Consider the following 16,328-nt stretch of genomic DNA (forward strand, 5'->3'; position numbering starts at 1 on the left):
CCGCTCCTACAGCGGCAGCCGGCGAGCCTTACTGGGCGCTGACGACTGCCGCCCTGTCCTTCTCGCTGATCACGTACCGCCGATACTGCGGGTCCGCCTTGATCTGCGCTTCGGTGAACGGAATCGCTGACAGCTGCTTGGCCGCAAAGGCGCGGGTCTGGTCACCGGCATGGGCAGAAGCTGCCTCGCTGGACAGCGAAAACGCCAACAAGCCCTGGACCTGCGGCCCCTGCTCGGTGAAGCTGACCACCTGCAGGTAGCTCGACCCACTGACCACCAGGCGCTTGCCCGGCGCGACCGGCACACTGAGCATGGCGTTATACACCCCCAGTTCCTGCGGACCGCCAGGCACCGGCGTGCCGTCGCTGGCCTGCTGGATCTGCCCCCAACGCTGCTCGGCAGCGATACCGGCTTCGCCAACCTGGACTAACGAGGCCAGCGCAGCCTGGTGCAACAGTTTACCCACTGCCGCCTGCTCCACCGCCAGGCCGCGGGGGGTATGCAGCGGGTCGGCCGGGTCGAACGCCACACGCCAACTTTCGCGATGCTCGGCCAGGGCGCCGGCGATGTTCTCGAAGTGCACCAAGCCGATCCCGGCCTCCAGGTCAGCCTTGCCATTCCAGGCCTGCAGGCTGCCGCATACCGCCGCGACATCCGCCGGCGCGCCTTTGCACCATTGCAACAGGTCGGGCAACAGCAGGCTGGCCAGGTACACCTCGTCATCAAATACCATGCGCTTGAGTGCCTCGCCGTCCAGCTTGCCGCTGCCTTGCAGACGTTGCAGGACGAAGCGGCTGCGCATGCCCAGCGGTTGTTCGGCACGGCTTTGCAGTGGCGAGAAGCCGGTCAGTGGCTGGGCGGGGTTGGCCAACCAGGCCGAGTCATTGGAATGCTGCACGTAGTCGCTGCGTACAAGGCTCGGTTGCAGGCGCGCCGGGAAGATCCCCGGCTGTGCGGCCTGGGCGTCGACCTTCCACTGGCACGCACTGCGCGAGCCGTCCAGCACCACCACCGGGTCGGTGACGCCAGGGTTGCCGCAGCGGGCCAGCAGTTCGTCGTCGACATAGGGCACCACCGACTGGTTCAGGTACAGGGCCTGCCCGGCGGCGTCGACCGCCAGGGTGTTGACCCAGGGGATGCCCTGCAACTGCGCCACCGACGCTTGCAGCGCATCCAGGCTGTCTGCACGATTGATCCGGTACCACTGTTGCAGCACCCGGGTGTTTTCCAGGTTGGCGTCACGTAGCGCATAGGCCGCCTGGTTGTCCCAGTCCAGCCGGCCGGGCCACTGCACCACCGGGCCGAACTTCGACAGGTAGATGGGCCGTTCGACCTGCTGCAGCGCGCCGCCCTCGCCTTTCACCAAGACGCTGACCTTCTGCTGCTCAAGCGGCAGCGACTGGCCATCGAGCAAGTAGCGGGTCGGGTCTTTCGGGTCGAGCTGTAGCCGGTACACGGTGAAGTGCTTCGCTGTGTCGACCGTGTGGGTCCAGGCCAGGTGCTTGTTGAAACCGATGTTGACCACCGGCAGGCCCGGCAACGCCGCCCCCATGACATCCAGCTGCCCGGGGATGGTCAGTTGCATCTGGTAGAAGCGCATCCCGCCCATCCACGGGAAATGCGGGTTGGCCAGCAACAGGCCCTGACCATTGGCCGAACGCTGCGCGCCCACCGCAACGGCGTTGCTGCCGCGGCTCATGGCGAACTGTTGCTGCCGGGCCAGGGCCACGCTGTAGTCGACCGCGGGCCGTTGGGCCGCAAGGTTGGGCGGCGTCGCCGCCACCAGGGCCTCGGCAAACTGACCGACGCCTCCTTCGGCCAACAGGCGCCGGGTCAACTTGACCAAGTCCAGGCTGGTGATCGGCCGCACCCAGTCGCCCGCACCGCACTCGGCGGGCAGGCCCTGGGCCCGACGTTCGCCCAGGGCGCGGTTATAGCCGCGGGCATAGCCTTCGAGCAGGTCGCGCACCGCTGCCGGTTGCGCCTGCAGGAAGCCGTTGACCGCGACGGGGTTGTTGAGCCAGGTAAAGAACAGGTCGCTGGCGAGGTTGTCGCGCTGCTCCACGGTCTTGCCGTCACCACCGAAGTAGCGCGAGCGCTCGCCATTGACCGTCAGCACTTCACCGGCCAGCAGGCACAGATTGTCCTGGGCGTAGGCGTAACCGATGCCATAGCCCAGGCCACGTTCATCCTTGGCCAGGATATGCGGCACACCAAAGCTGGTACGACGGATCTGCGCAGAGGCATCGCCAACAGCCTCGCGCGCCTGCGCCAGCAGGCTGGAGGCCACCAGGGCGGCGGCGAGGCCAAGACGCAGGGTAGGACGCGAAAGAGGGATCACAGGCACTCCTCGTGCAATCGGGGGTTATCCCGATCAGACGAATGGCCGGATGAAAATTTTACGCCCTCTCGCCTGTTGCAACGTCTTGAACAAGGCGTGTCAGTTTTTTTTACCCAGGGACTGCAGTTTTGCCGTTCTCGTTCGTCTTAATAAGTGAGAGAGGCAACAACGATGAATCCGCTGCGGTCGATGAAAAGGAGCATTCGCATGTACAACCCACAACCCTCGCTGCCGACAACCCGCAGCCCGGGCAGCACGCCCTGCGCACAGGAAGTGCGCACTGGCAACGAGCAGATTCGCGAGTTGCTGCGGGTCTACGGGCTGCGCACCAGCCTGATCCGCCTGAAAGTCATCGACGCCCTGCACAGCGCCGACCGCAACGGCCGCAGCATTGGCGTGCGTGGCGTTCACGCCCATCTTGAGCAACTGGACATTCCCTTGTCGTTCCTCAGCGTACGCGAGGTACTCAAGCGGTTGTGCAGCGAAGGTGTCATCAGCCTGGGCAACGACAAGTGCTACAGCCTCGAGCCCCAGGCCCGCGCCGTACTTGAGCAACCCACCTTGCGTTGAGTGTACGGCCGGCCATGACCCGCCGGCCGGCCCGCCTCAGGGCTTGACCTTGCGCCGCAGGATCCCGTTGATCACCACCACGACCACCGCAACGGCGATGGCGATGAACTGGAATGTCTGCTCGCTGATGGTGCCCTGCTTCTGCAGGTGACTCAGGCCGAGCATGATCCCCAGTACCACCAGGATGATCAGGATCGAATATTTCAGGCGCTGCACATGTGTCATCGGGAGTTCCTTGCGACATCGGGGACATGAGGCTCCCAGGGAGCCGGCGCCATGATACCTCGCCGTCATTTCCTACGCTGATTTTCCTACCGACTTACGATGCATGCCTGTTGGCAGTCTCCGACTTGCGGCTTACCTGAACTCGCCGCTTGCCGCACGGACACCTGGGAACATCGTTCCACTGAAACTGCACTGGGGTGATGCATCCAGATTGCCACCACGGAAGGTCTTCTCTAGGAACTTTGGGGCCTGCAGCCTATGGGTGAAGAATTTTCATACGCGGAATCTCGCAGTTACCTTCAATCGTCATGCCGATAAGGCTACGAGTACCGGTCCGATTCGCGCCTAGCGACCCTTTCTGATGCTGTTTGAAAATCGAGCCAAGCCAAGCGCCCAGCAGCGCAATGGCAACCCTCGGTGCGCGGCCGCTGTACAAGCCACGCGTCAAACGATCCCACAGCTCAAGGATGCCTTGCGTGGAAATGCCAGACCTCAGCAACATCGAAATTGCCCAACTGCCTCAATCGCTGCAGACGCTAATCGACTGCATCGGCCTTGAAAGCGCCTACCGGCTCACCTGTGCGTTCGGCGGGCGCCCCAAGTACATTCCCAAACACCGCTCACGTACCAAGTTGGCGGATGTCTTACCGCCCAACGCACTCGACGCGCTGATCAAGCGTTTTGCCGGCCTGGCCCTGGAGATCCCCAAGGCCGATCATTTCCAACGCCAGCTGCGCAACCAGCAAATTCAGAAGGAAAGCGCCAACGGCCTGTCACGCAGCCTGTTGGCGGACAAGTACGGGCTCAGCCTGCGACAGATCGGCAACATTCGTCGACAGGACTGCCAGGTTCGTTAAGCGTTGAACAGATGAGCGAATACATCAGAGGTGTCCGCGCCCGGCCACTGGCAGCCGGCGCGGACGAGCGCGAAAAATCAGAAATCGCGCTTGTAGAAGATGTCCAACGAGCTGGCCAGGCCACTGGCGGCCTCCAGGTAGACTTTCTTGCTCAGCTTGTAGCGCAGGGCAATGGTATTCGCAGGCTCGAACACCCCTACACCGTAACGCAGGCTCAGCCGCTCGGTCAGGTTGCCACTGGCGACCACGCTGGTGCTGGTACCAGAGCCTTGTGTGTCGAGCTGGAAATCGTCGATCCCCAGGTTTGACGCCAGGCTGCCAGTGAGCCCCGCACTGCCCGCCAACCCAAGGCCCAGCGCCGCCTCGGCCAACATGTTGCTGTCCTCGCCAGAAGCCCCCAACGGGCGGCCCAGCACCAGGTACGACAACGCCTGCTCCTGGCTCATCGCCGGTTCCGAAAACACTTTGGTCGTGGGTTGTTCAGCACTGCCGCTCAGGCGAATACCGGCAATCACGTCATCCACCTGACGAATCGCTTCGATATCCAGATAGGGCTGGTCGATGGGGCCCGCGAACAGCAAGCGCGCCCGGCGAATGGTCAAGCGCTGGCCGTAGGCCCGATAGCGACCGTCTGCCAGGCTCAGCTCCCCCCGGGTATCGAGGTTGTCGCCGATGTGCACATGGCCCAGCAGATTGGCCGTGAGCCCGAAACCACTGAACGACAGCTTGTCGCGGCCGACCTCAACGTCGATGTCCATCGCCACCGCCATGGGCGGTTTGCCCTCCTGCGTCTGATGGCCGACGATCACCGTGTCGTCCGATACCTGCACGGTCGACGGCGGCAGCTCACGCACGGTGATCTTGCCCTTGGGCACCAGCACCTTGCCGGTGACCGCCAGCTTGTCATCGACCAGGCGGATGACCAGGTCGGGCGCCACCTCGAGCACCGCGTAGGGCTCGACGGTCACCGGCAGTTGCTGGCCGCTCAGACGCACCTCCATGCCCAGCGCCTGCCCCCAGGTCATCTGCCCGGCCAGCTCGCCACGCCCGGCGTCGCCACTGCGCCAGTCGCCCTTGAGCTGCACCTGTTCGCCGGCGATCAGCGCCTGCAGCGACAGTGCCTGCAGGCTCACCGGCAGTTCTGCACCGCTGACTTCTGCGCCGCTCAACGCCAGGCTGCCGTTGACCTGTGGTGCCAACAGGCTGCCCGACAGGCGCCCACTGCCATTGAGCTGGCCAGCCAGGCGCTCGACCATCGGCAGGAACGGACGGGCGACCGACAGCTGCAACCCGGACAGGCGGAACTCGCCGGTCAGCGGCTTGTTGCGCGCCAACGGATCGAGGCGAGTGTCGAGGGTCAGCTCACCCAGGCGCTCACCGCGAAAGTCCAGGCGGGTATCCACCCGACGCGGTGCCAGGGTGCTGTCCAGGCGCAGCACCTGGTAGGGGAAATCAACCCACTGCCCCTTGTCACGCACGCGCAAGGTGCCACCACCGGCATCGACACGAATACTGCCCTTGGGGCCACTGGCCGGGATATCCAGGTTGATGTCGGCATTGAGCAGCCCCTGCCAGGCGAAGTCCTTGGGCAGCCATTGCGCCAGGCTGTCCAGCGGGAACTGCTTGAGGTGATAGCGCAGGCGCGGCTCTGGTGCCAGGCGCTGGTCCTCGCCACACAGGCTGGCCTGGCCTGCGCGCCAGCAATGGGCACCGAAATCCAGCTGGCCGCTGGCCAGGCGCTGCAGACGCGCCGGGCCTTGCAGTTGCCAGTCCTGGCCGCCGGCCTGGATACGCCCGCGGGCCAGGCGACCGCGCCAGTCGCCCTTGCTCAGGGTACCGTCGAGTGCCAGGTCGAGCTTGAGTTGCGGGCCATCGAGCGCCAGGGTGACCGCCTGCTGGCGAATATCGCCCTTGCCCTGCACATCCAGGTTGCCCAACGAGGTATCGCCCAGGCGGATAGCGCCGGCCTTGAGCGAGAGCTGCCCACGCTGGGCATTGTCCAGGCGCGCGTCCAAGTCCAGCCGCTGTACACGGTTGTCGGCCTGGGCCAGTTGCTGGCCGTGCAGCGTGAGGCTGCCCTGGGGCGCTGCGAGGGTACCGGCCAGATCCAGGCGGCCCTTGACCTGGCCCTGCAGCTGCGGCCAGAGCTGACCAAGCCGTGGCAGGTCAAGATCGACACGCCCGGCCAGGCGCTGCTGCAGGCTGCCACTGCCGTTGATGCGGTTGTCGCCCAGCTGCACCGCCAGGCTGCCCAAGGTCCAGTTATCACCCTTGCCGTCGGCATCCACCTTGAGCACGGCCGGCTGGCCACGCAGGCGCCCTTTGAGGTCGAGTTGCGCCTTGAGCTGCAATTGCTGGTTTTTCAGCTCGCCCTGGCTGCGCAATGGCCCGGCCAAGGTACCGGGCAGTTCGGCCAGCCAGTAGGCCGGGTCGAGCGCCGCCAGTTGCAGGTCGACATCCCAGGCCAGGGTGTCGGCAAAGCGCAAGGCGACACTGCCGGCAGCCTTGCCCTGCCCTGCTGTCAAGGCCAGCTGCGCCAACCGCACCTGGCCCAGGTCGCCGTCGAACGGGCTGGCGACAGTGAAGGCGCCGGCCGGGCCATCCAGGTCACCGTTGAACACACCCTTGTAGTTGCCATCGCGGTACTGCACCTGGGCGTTGAAGCGCTTGAGGGTCACCTGCGGTGGCTGCTCCAAGGGGTACAGGCGCAACCAGGGGAAATCGAGCCAGTCGATGCTGGCGTCGGCGCTCAAGCCTTGCTGCCAGTCGGCATTGGCCTGCAGTTTTACCCGCTGAGTGTCGCTGGCGTTGAGGTCCAGGGCATCGAGCCGGGCGCCTTTGGCGTCCACTTTGCCGGCCAGCACCAGGCCCACCGGCCCCTGCTCCGCCGGCAGCGTGGCCGCACCGGACAGCTGGTAACCCTTGAGCAGGTCACCCTGGGCGTCGAGCCTGAGCTGGTTGAGCTGCAGGGTGTCTGGCAGGCTGGTGGCGGGCTTGAACGCGTCGGAACGCAGGGTCAGCTTTGCCGGCAGGTGCTCGGCCAGGGCCTGCAACTCGCCGTTCAATCGGGCATCGAGGTAGCCACTGCTGGTGGCGTCCAGCGTCAGGGTCTTTTGCAGTTCGCCCTTGGCGTTCAACACCAATTGCCACGCCTGGCCATCCACGGCGGGCAGTTGCAGGGTGCCTTGCAGTTGCAGCGGCCAGTCGCCTTGCGGTTGCAGCGCCCCTTGCAGCACAAGGTGCAGGTCGTCGCGTTGCAGCTGCAGGCTGTCGACACGCAGGCCGGTCGAGGTCCAGTGCGCGGCCAGTTGCAGATTGCCCAGCAACTCGCTGCCATCGAGCCGCAACTGGCCGCCCTTGACCTCGCCCAGCTCGATGGCCAGCGGCAGGTTCAGCGCCGGCAATTGCAGTGGGCCGCTGTCAGGCTCGCTCTCACTCGGGGCGAAGGCCATGTCGATACGCTCGGCCTGCAGGCGCTCGATGCACAGGGTGGCGCGCAACAGGCAAGCCGGGGACCAGGCCAGCTGCGGGGCTTGCAGCTCGACCCGGTTCTCGCCGTCAACCCAGCGCAGTTGGCTGGCTTGCCAACGGCCACCCAGGCGCCCTTCGAAATCACTGACCTCAAGCCCCGGCACCAGGCCCATTACCCAGCGGCTGCCAGCCTGGGTACCCAGCACCAGCCCCAGCGCCAGGGCGATCAGCAGCAACAAGGCACAGATAACGAGCAAGATGGATCTGAACACGCGCATCACAGCTCGGGCCCCATGGAGAAGTGCAAACGGAAACCGCCATCGTCATCCAGCGCATGGGCCAGGTCCAGGCGCAGGGGGCCGACCGGTGAGACCCAGCGCACGCCGATACCGACGCCGGTCTTGAGGCTGGGCAGCTCCAGGCTGTTGAACGAATTGCCCTGGTCGATGAAAGTCGCCACACGCCACTTCTCGGCGATCGAGTACTGGTACTCGGCACTGCCGGCCACCAGGTAGCGGCCGCCGATACGGTCGCCCTTGTTGTTCTCTGGCGACAAGGACTGGTAGTCGTAGCCTCGCACGCTCTGGTCGCCACCGGCGAAGAAGCGCAGCGAGGGCGGGATGTTCTGCTGGTAGCCGTTGGTGGCGCTGCCGCCGAACTGCACACGGCCGAGGAAGCGGTGGTTGTGGCCGAGGGTGGTCAGGCCTTTGAGCAGCACGTTGCCGTGCACCAGGTTGGTATCCGAACCCAGCCCTTCCTTGGCCGCCTGCAGGTCGAACTGCAGCCGGTAGCCCTGGTGCGGGTCTATGCGATTGTCGCTGCGCAGGTAGGCGAAACTGACCCCTGGCATCAGCAGGTTGCTCAGGCCCGAGTCGTCACCCAGGCGGTACTCTTCACGCTGGTACTTGAGCGAGATCACCCGCTGCCAGCCGCTGGGCAGCTTGCTGTGCCATTCCGGGCCGACGGTCAGCAGCTTGCTGAGGGTGTCGGTACCGGCGATGTCCTCGTTCTGGTAGCCGCCGGCAAAACGCAACTTGTCGGTGAGCGGTGGATCGAGCGGGATGTCGTACCACAGGCCGACGTTCTGCCGGGGCGCCGACAGTTCGGTCTCCCAGCCATAGCTGTGGCCTTGCGGGTTGACCCAGTGGCGGGTCCAGTTGGCCTTGGCGCGTGGGCCGACGTCGGTCGAAAAGCCCAGGCCCAGGCCCATGGTGCGTGGTTTGCGGGTGTCGAGGCGAACTTCGACGGGAATGTCTTCGCCCACGGCGGCGGTCGGCGCGGCATCCACCCGTACGCCTTCGAAGTAGCCGCTGGATTGCAGGTCGTTGTTGAGTTCGGCGATCAGCTCCGAGTCGTAAGGAGTGCCCGGCTGGAACTGCACCATGCGCTGCAGCAGCTCCTGGTCCAGGGGCGTGTCACCGCCGAAGTGCACGGCACCCAGGCGATAGCGTGGGCCGCTCTGATAGACCAGTTCGATATCGGCGACGCCCGCCTGCGGGTCGACCGCCAGGCGCTGGCGGGTAAAGTGGCCGCTGAAAAAGCCATAGCGCGACGCCTGGTTCAGGATAAGCCGCTTGGCATCTTCGTAATGCCCATGATTGAGTTGCTCGCCGGAACGCAGCGCCTTGCTGTCAGGGACACGAAATGCCTTCATTTCGCTGGCAGGCCCTTCGATGCGCACCGTCACGTTGCGCAGGCGCACCGGCTCACCCGGCTCGACACGGATGATCAGTTGTGGGGGTTTGTCCTTGTCACTCGGCGGCTTCACCTCGCTGTCGATGCGCGCCTGGTAGTAACCCAGCGCCTGCGCCGCCTTGCGTGTCTGCTCCTCGGCGCCGCGACTGAAACGCAGCAGCGCTTCTTCATCGCGCTCGCCGAGGCTGCCGATATAACCTTCGATATTGGCCTTGAGCGGCTTGTTGGCGGGTTTCACCCGAACCAGCAATTCGCTCTGCGCCCATGCCATGGAGCTGGCGGCCAACAACAGCAGGCCCCAGCAGAGTCTTCCTGAATACGTCATGGGGCGCATGCTACCAGAGCGAGCCGGTCAAGGGTGCCGCCTGTCAATACCGGTCACACTACTGTCGCTTTGGATGACAGCGGATTGGGATGAAAGAACACTCTTTCCCGGATTGGCCCTACTGCCACCTCCCCGATCTCCTGATAGCCCTGGCGTTCGTAGAAGGCCAGGTAGTGTGCATTGCCGCTATCCAGTACCACGCCCTGGGTCGTTGGGTCATCAGCGCACCAGTCGTGTACCGCCTGCAGCAACTGTTCGCCATAGTGCTGGCCCTGGAACTGCGGGTGCACACCCAACAGCGGCAGCACATGCACCTGCCCGCTCGGCAGGCAACCGGCAAGCGCGGCCTGGTAATCCAGGTAACGCCGCGTGCAGCGCAAGCCCGTGCCGAGGATCATGCGCAGGCGCCACGCCCAGCTGTCGGCCACACCCAATCGACGTTGTGGCGGCACGATCAGCGCAATCCCTACCAGGCGGTCATCCACCAGCAGGCCGATCGCCGGCAGTTGCAGGTAGAAGTGCTGGCGCAGCCATTCGCGCACCAGCACCCGCAGGCGCTGTTCATAGCCGGGGCGCTGGGCTTCGAACAGCCAGGCGAAGGTCGGTTCATGGCGGTAGGCGTGATACAGCAGCGAGCGTGCCTCGCGAGCGTAGCCTTCATCGAGCAGGCAGATCCGGGCTGGGGCGGCTGGGGCGTCGGGCATCGCGGGCAGTCCTCCTGGAATTGGCGTGCAGTGCCTTGGAGGTGCCACAGCGCACTTCGTTCACCTCACCTGAGCACGTTAGCAGCGCCTGCCAGCGGCCGCCACGCTGGCCGAGGCGGGCGTTGTCGGCTAGGATTCGAGGCTTTTACCAGGATTGTCTTTCCATGAAAGTCGTCTCGTTCAACATCAATGGTCTGCGCGCCCGCCCGCACCAGCTGGCGGCGCTGATCGACAAGCACCAGCCGGACGTGATCGGCCTGCAGGAAACCAAGGTCAGCGACGAACAGTTCCCGCTGGCTGAAGTCGAGGCGCTCGGCTACCACGTGCATTACCACGGCCAGAAAGGCCACTACGGCGTGGCGCTGCTGTCGCGGGAAAAGCCGCTGTCGCTGTTCAAGGGTTTCGCCAGTGACGAAGAGGACGCCCAGCGCCGCTTCATCTGGGGCACCTTCGCTGATCGCAACGGTACGCCGATCACGGTGATGAACGGCTATTTCCCGCAAGGCGAGAGCCGTGACCACCCCACCAAGTTTCCGGCCAAACAGCGGTTCTACAGTGACCTGCAAGTATTGCTGGAGAACCAGTTCAAGAATGACCAGCCGCTGCTGGTGATGGGCGATGTGAACATTTCGCCGCAGGATTGCGACATCGGCATCGGCGCGGACAACGCCAAGCGCTGGTTGAAGACGGGCAAGTGCAGTTTCCTGCCTGAAGAGCGCGAGTGGATGGAGCGGCTCAAGGGGTGGGGGTTGGTCGACACGTTTCGCCATCTGCACCCGGAAGTGGCTGATCAGTTCAGTTGGTTCGACTATCGCAGCCGGGGGTTCGAGGATGAGCCCAAGCGTGGGCTGCGGATCGACCTGATAATGGCTTCGCAGGCGTTGTTGCCGCGGGTCAAGACGGCGGGGATTGATTATGAATTGCGGGGGATGGAGAAGCCTTCGGATCATGCGCCGATTTGGCTTGAGTTGGGCTGAGGGCTTGGGCTTCAGAGTGTTTGTTTTGGTAGATGTATGCGCATTCGGCGGTGATGGCGACTTATAGTCACTTTTCCGCCCTTACGGCGGGTTACTTTGGTCGTGGCCAAAGTAACCAAAGCCGTTCGCTCCCATCATACGGCCCCTGCGCTGCGCTCCGGGGTCCCCTCGACTCCGGCGCCTTCCGGGCCCGCGCGGCCTCCTGAAGTCGCAATTTGTGTTGCCTGGACTAATGCGCGCTTAGAAGCAAAAGCAGAGCAAAAGCAGAGCAAGAGCAAGAGCAAGAGCAAGAGCAAGAGCAAGAGCAAGAGCAAGAGCAAGAGCAAGAGCAAGAGCAAGAGCAAGAGCAAGAGCAAGAGCAAGAGCAAGAGCAAGAGCAAGAGCAGTGATATTGCTATCTAGGTTTGGCTGTTGTTTATGTATTGATTGTTCTGGCCCTATCGCCGGCAAGCCGGCTCCCACAGGTACAGTGCAAGCCTGAAAGTTTCGCAGTTCCTGTGGGAGCTGGCTTGCCAGCGATTGCAATCCTGAGTTCCCAACTAATCCCACTAGCGACAGCTAACGCCAGCCCAGGCGCCGCCCCTAACTTCGCGACTTCAGGAGGCTGAGCGCAGGCGTCTGGAGGGCCCTGGTGCGCAGCACCCTTCGGCGTTAGCCGAAGGCGCGAGATGTAGACTTGCGCAGCAAGTCGGAGGCCGCGCGGGCCCGGAGGACGCCGGAGCGAAGGGACCCCGAAGCGCAGCGTAGGGGCCGTATGATGGGAGCGAGCGGTTTTGCCTACTTTTTCCAAGAAAAAAGTAGGCCGCCGTAAGGGCGGAAAGGTGACTACGCGTCGACATCACAAATGAATGCGCATAAAACAACAAAAACCAACCAAGGAGCTTTCGAACCAATGAACCAATGAACTAATGAACTAATGAACTAATGAACTAATGAACATCGCATCCAAACATACTTAATCCCGCACATCCAAACTCCCGGACAGAAATTTTCAAGCCCTCCCCTGCCCCCATCAGCTCCCCCTACGACCATCGTCGCACCCACACATTTCAAAAACCTCGCGACCCCCAAAAATCAGCACCATTTCCCCTCATGATCTAGTCTTTTAGCCACACATTCCCCATTCAACCCCTGCGACAATCAGCCCCAACAGCAAATGTACTAACTTGTTAATTAGCTTGCTAAGGGCTTAAACTGCGCCGCATTCCACCTGCGAGATCCCTGGCATGAAAGACAACCCCCGCGCCACCGGCGCCCCCACAATCATCCTGGTCGGCCTTGGCGTAATCATCGCCCTGCTCGGCCTGCTGCTGGCCGCCGGCGGCGTCAAGCTCGCCGGCCTTGGCGGTTCCTGGTACTTCCTGGTCGGCGGCCTGGCCATGGCCATCGCCGGCCTGCTCATCGCCCGCCGCAAACCCGCCGGCGCCTGGCTGTACGCCGCGTTCCTGCTGGGCACGCTGATCTGGGCCGTGGCCGACGCCGGCCTGGTGTTCTGGCCGCTGTTCTCGCGCCTGTTCATGTTCGGCGCAATCGGCATGCTGGTGGCATTGGTCTACCCACTGCTGGTACGCGCCCAAGGTGGCAGCAGCGGCCGTGGCGCCTATGGCATCGCCGGCGTACTGGCCGTGGTGCTGGCGATCGCCGCCGGCAACATGTTCGTCGCCCATCCCAGCGTCGCCCCCACCGGCAAAGGCCCGGGCCTGACCCCGGTCGAAGCTGGCAAGGAGCAAAAGGACTGGGCCCACTACGGCAATACCGAAGGCGGCAGCCGCTTCGCAGCCCTGGACCAGATCAACCGCGGCAACGTCGACAAACTGCAAGTGGCCTGGACCTACCACACCGGTGACGTGGCCATCAGCGACGGCAACGGCGCCGAAGACCAGCTCACCCCGCTGCAGGTTGGCAACAAGGTGTTCATCTGCACCCCGCACAACAACCTGATCGCCCTCGATGCCGACACCGGCAAGGAACTGTGGAAGAACGCCATCAACGCCCAGTCCAAGGTCTGGCAGCGTTGCCGTGGCATGGCCTACTTCGATGCCAGCGCGCCGATCGCCCAGCCTTCCCAGTCGGGCAGCTCGCCCATCACTGTCGCCAGCGTAGCCGCCGGTGCCAACTGCCAGCGTCGCCTGCTGACCAACACCATCGACGGCCGCCTGATTGCCGTGGACGCCGACACCGGCGAGTTCTGCCAGGGCTTCGGCAGCAACGGCCAGGTCAACCTGATGACAGGCCTGGGCAATGTGCCCGACTCGTACTACCAACTGTCTTCCGCCCCCTTGATGGCCGGCACCACCGTGGTGGTCGGCGGTCGTGTGGCCGACAACGTCCAGACCGACATGCCCGGCGGTGTGATCCGCGGTTTTGATGTGATCACCGGGGAAATGCGCTGGGCCTTCGACCCAGGCAACCCAGAAGATCGCAAAGCCCCTGAAGGCGACAGCACCTACGTGCGCAGCACCCCCAACAGCTGGGCGCCAATGTCGTACGACCCGGCCATGAACACCGTGTTCCTGCCGATGGGCTCCTCGTCCACCGACATCTACGGTGTCGAACGCAACCAGCTGGACCACACCTACGGCGCTTCGGTGCTGGCCCTGGACGCCACCACCGGTGACCAGAAGTGGGTGTACCAGACCGTGCACAACGACCTCTGGGACTTCGACCTGCCGATGCAGCCGAGCCTGATCGACTTCACCAAGGACGACGGCCAGACCGTGCCTGCGGTGGTGATCGGCACCAAGGCCGGGCAGATCTACGTGCTCGACCGCGCCACCGGCAAACCGCTGACTCAAGTCGATGAAGTGCCGGTCAAGCCGAGCAACATCCCCAACGAGCCGTACTCGCCGACCCAGCCAAAATCCGTAGGCATGCCGCAGATCGGCGCGCAGACCCTGACCGAGTCGGACATGTGGGGCGCCACCCCGTTCGACCAGCTGCTGTGCCGCATCGACTTCAAGAAGATGCGCTACGACGGCCTGTACACCGCGCCCGGCACCGACCTGTCGCTGAGCTTCCCGGGTTCGCTCGGTGGCATGAACTGGGGCAGCCTCTCGACCGACCCGGTACACGGCTTCATCTTCGTCAACGACATGCGCCTGGGCCTGTGGATCCAGATGATTCCGTCGCAGAACACCGGCAAGGCGGCAGGCGGTGGCGAAGCGCTGAACACCGGCATGGGCGCCGTGCCGCTCAAGGGCACTCCGTATGCGGTGAACAAGAACCGCTTCCTGTCGGTGGCCGGCATCCCTTGCCAGGCACCGCCGTTCGGCACCCTGACCGCGATCGACATGAAGACCCGGCAGATTGCCTGGCAAGTGCCGGTCGGTACTGTCGAGGACACCGGCCCCCTGGGTATCCGCATGCACCTGCCGATCAAGATCGGCCTGCCGACCCTGGGCGGCACCCTGTCGACCCAGGGTGGCCTGCTGTTCATCGCCGGCACCCAGGATTTCTACCTGCGCGCCTATGACAGCAGCAACGGCAACGAAGTCTGGAAAGCCCGCCTGCCAGTGGGCAGCCAGGGCGGCCCGATGACCTACGTTTCGCCCAAGACCGGCAAGCAGTACGTGGTGGTCACCGCCGGCGGCGCGCGCCAGTCGACCGACCGTGGCGACTACGTGATTTCGTACGCCCTGCCGTAAACCGCGTTGCCAGCTTCGCGGGTGAACCCGCTCCCACAGGATTCAGCAACGCCTGTGGGAGCGGGTTCACCTGCGAAAGGGCCCTGAAAGACAACCGAGATACCGAAATGTACCCCGCTATTCGCCACACCCCCACTGCCCTGCTGCTGGCCCTGGCCAGCACCACCGCCCTCGCCGACAGCGACCTGCTCACCCGCAACACCCTGACCGGCGACTGGGGCGGCCTGCGCCACCAACTCGAAGAAGACGGCGTCAAGTTCACCGGCGACTACAGCGGCGAAACCGCCTACAACGCCCACGGTGGCTTGCACCGTTCGGCGCGCTACTCGCAGAACGTCAAGCTCGGCGTGCAATTCGACCTGGCGAAGCTGTACAGCCTGGACGGCAAGGTCCAGCTGACCATCAACGACCGCCGCGGCAACAGCGCCTCGGAAGACCTGGTGGGCAACCGCCTGCCCATCCAGGAGAACTACGGCGGCCTGTACACCCGCCTGACCGAACTGAGCTACGAGCGCAATTTCACCCCGGCGCTCAACGTCAAGCTCGGCTACATGGCCATGGGCAACGACCTGGGTGGCCTGGACAGCGGCATCCTGTGCAACTTCATGAACGCCGGCTTCTGCGGCCACCCGCTGAACATGTCCGGCGGCAGCGGCTGGACCAACTACCCCAACGCCCACCTGGGCGCGCGGGTCAAATACGACCTGTCGTCGGCCTGGCAGCTGCGGGTGGCTGCGTTCAACGTCGACCCCGAAAGCAACGGCAATTCCAGCCGCGCCTGGCACCTGGGGCCCAAGCACACCACCGGCACGGTGGTTCCGGTGGAGCTGGTGTACAAGCTGCAGGGCGAGCTGCCGGGCGAGTACAAGCTGGGCTACTACTACGACAGCTCCGATGTGAAGCGCATTGGCAGCAGCAAGGAAGTGTCGGGGCGCGGCGGCCATTACCTGCTGATCGACCAGGCCGTATGGAACGACCCTGCTTCGCCGGGCCGCAGCCTGCACGCCTTCGGCCAGTACTCGGCATCGAGCAAGGCGGCCTCGCCTTTCACCAAGTGGTATGGCACCGGCGTGGTGCTGTACAAGCCGTTCGAAGGCCGCCCGAAGGATACCGTGGCGCTGGGGTATGGCCGTGCGGTGCCGAACCCGCGTAGCCGGGATGTGCTCGAAGACGCTGCGTTCGATGCCGGTCAGGGCTTCCCCAACCTGGACAGTGCCGAGCAGTTGATCGAACTGAGCTATGGCTACCAGGCCACGCCTTGGCTCAACCTGCGGCCGGATGTGCAGTACATCGTCGAGCCGGGGGCGTTTTCCGGGAAAGCTATCGATAACGCGCTGGTGGTGGGCCTCCAGGTCAAGGCGACCTTCTGACGTTCAGGGGTCATACATGGGAGCAGCCGTCTTGCGCTGCTTTTCTGTAGGAGCGGCCTTGTGCCGCGAATGGGCTGCTGTGCAGCCCATTCGCGGCACAAGGCCGCTCCTACAGTAGACGTGCGAACCATAAAGTAGGCTTGCCCCGC

Annotated in this window: 10 protein-coding genes; 5 read left to right on the forward strand and 5 right to left on the reverse strand. The window is 64.2% G+C overall.

Annotated features, from left to right (window positions below; translation table 11 throughout):
- Positions 1–28: 28 nt before the first annotated feature.
- Positions 29–2,341 carry a bifunctional acylase PvdQ gene (pvdQ, locus tag L6D77_RS14035; protein ID WP_232884026.1) on the reverse strand — a complete coding sequence of 771 codons (2,313 nt, stop codon included), beginning with the start codon at positions 2,339–2,341 and terminating at the stop codon, positions 29–31.
- 207 nt (positions 2,342–2,548) lie between these two features.
- Here pvdQ and L6D77_RS14040 point away from each other — a divergent pair, with 207 nt between their 5' ends.
- A complete protein-coding gene (locus L6D77_RS14040; RefSeq protein ID WP_232884027.1) occupies positions 2,549–2,911 on the forward strand; it encodes a fe2+ zn2+ uptake regulation protein in 363 nt (120 codons plus the stop codon).
- A gap of 36 nt (positions 2,912–2,947) precedes the next feature.
- Here the strand turns inward: L6D77_RS14040 and L6D77_RS14045 are convergent, their stop codons facing one another.
- Entirely contained in the window at positions 2,948–3,136 is a 189-nt protein-coding gene (locus L6D77_RS14045; RefSeq protein ID WP_110994403.1) for a hypothetical protein, read from the reverse strand.
- 476 nt (positions 3,137–3,612) lie between these two features.
- Between L6D77_RS14045 and L6D77_RS14050 the strand changes: the two genes are divergently transcribed.
- A complete protein-coding gene (locus L6D77_RS14050) occupies positions 3,613–3,993 on the forward strand; it encodes a Mor transcription activator family protein (protein WP_232884028.1) in 381 nt (126 codons plus the stop codon).
- Positions 3,994–4,070: 77 nt separating this feature from the next.
- Here the strand turns inward: L6D77_RS14050 and L6D77_RS14055 are convergent, their stop codons facing one another.
- Genes L6D77_RS14055 through L6D77_RS14065 form a run of 3 tightly spaced genes read right to left on the reverse strand, consistent with a single transcriptional unit; the run spans position 4,071 to position 10,188 of the window.
- Positions 4,071–7,742, reverse strand: coding sequence for a translocation/assembly module TamB domain-containing protein (locus L6D77_RS14055; RefSeq protein ID WP_232884029.1), 3,672 nt, complete (start codon positions 7,740–7,742; stop codon positions 4,071–4,073).
- The gene (locus tag L6D77_RS14060) at positions 7,742–9,484 is read right to left on the reverse strand and encodes an autotransporter assembly complex protein TamA (protein WP_232884030.1); all 1,743 of its coding nucleotides are present in this window, start codon (positions 9,482–9,484) and stop codon (positions 7,742–7,744) included. Before L6D77_RS14060 ends, L6D77_RS14055 begins: the two co-directional genes overlap by 1 nt.
- Before the next feature lie 53 nt (positions 9,485–9,537).
- Positions 9,538–10,188 (reverse strand): GNAT family N-acetyltransferase, encoded by a 651-nt coding sequence (locus L6D77_RS14065; protein WP_232884031.1) that lies wholly within the window; start codon positions 10,186–10,188, stop codon positions 9,538–9,540.
- A gap of 164 nt (positions 10,189–10,352) precedes the next feature.
- Between L6D77_RS14065 and xthA the strand changes: the two genes are divergently transcribed.
- The 3 genes from xthA to L6D77_RS14080 all read left to right on the forward strand — a co-directional run bounded on the left by xthA (position 10,353) and on the right by L6D77_RS14080 (position 16,179).
- Positions 10,353–11,165, forward strand: a complete 813-nt coding sequence (gene xthA, locus L6D77_RS14070) for an exodeoxyribonuclease III (RefSeq protein WP_232884032.1) — start codon at positions 10,353–10,355, stop codon at positions 11,163–11,165.
- A gap of 1,226 nt (positions 11,166–12,391) precedes the next feature.
- A complete protein-coding gene (locus L6D77_RS14075) occupies positions 12,392–14,809 on the forward strand; it encodes a glucose/quinate/shikimate family membrane-bound PQQ-dependent dehydrogenase (protein WP_232885635.1) in 2,418 nt (805 codons plus the stop codon).
- Positions 14,810–14,916: 107 nt separating this feature from the next.
- Entirely contained in the window at positions 14,917–16,179 is a 1,263-nt protein-coding gene (locus L6D77_RS14080) for a carbohydrate porin (protein WP_232885636.1), read from the forward strand.
- Positions 16,180–16,328: the final 149 nt, after the last annotated feature.

This window comes from Pseudomonas parasichuanensis (assembly GCF_021601385.1).
Classification (GTDB): domain Bacteria; phylum Pseudomonadota; class Gammaproteobacteria; order Pseudomonadales; family Pseudomonadaceae; genus Aquipseudomonas; species Aquipseudomonas parasichuanensis.

Coding starts and splice junctions, on each gene's coding strand:
- L6D77_RS14040 (WP_232884027.1), top strand. CDS start 2,549: ATGTACAACCCACAACCCTCGCTGCCGACAACCCGCAGCCCGGGCAGC.
- L6D77_RS14045 (WP_110994403.1), bottom strand. CDS start 3,136: ATGACACATGTGCAGCGCCTGAAATATTCGATCCTGATCATCCTGGTG.
- L6D77_RS14055 (WP_232884029.1), bottom strand. CDS start 7,742: ATGCGCGTGTTCAGATCCATCTTGCTCGTTATCTGTGCCTTGTTGCTG.
- L6D77_RS14060 (WP_232884030.1), bottom strand. CDS start 9,484: ATGACGTATTCAGGAAGACTCTGCTGGGGCCTGCTGTTGTTGGCCGCC.
- L6D77_RS14065 (WP_232884031.1), bottom strand. CDS start 10,188: ATGCCCGACGCCCCAGCCGCCCCAGCCCGGATCTGCCTGCTCGATGAA.
- xthA (WP_232884032.1), top strand. CDS start 10,353: ATGAAAGTCGTCTCGTTCAACATCAATGGTCTGCGCGCCCGCCCGCAC.
- L6D77_RS14075 (WP_232885635.1), top strand. CDS start 12,392: ATGAAAGACAACCCCCGCGCCACCGGCGCCCCCACAATCATCCTGGTC.
- L6D77_RS14080 (WP_232885636.1), top strand. CDS start 14,917: ATGTACCCCGCTATTCGCCACACCCCCACTGCCCTGCTGCTGGCCCTG.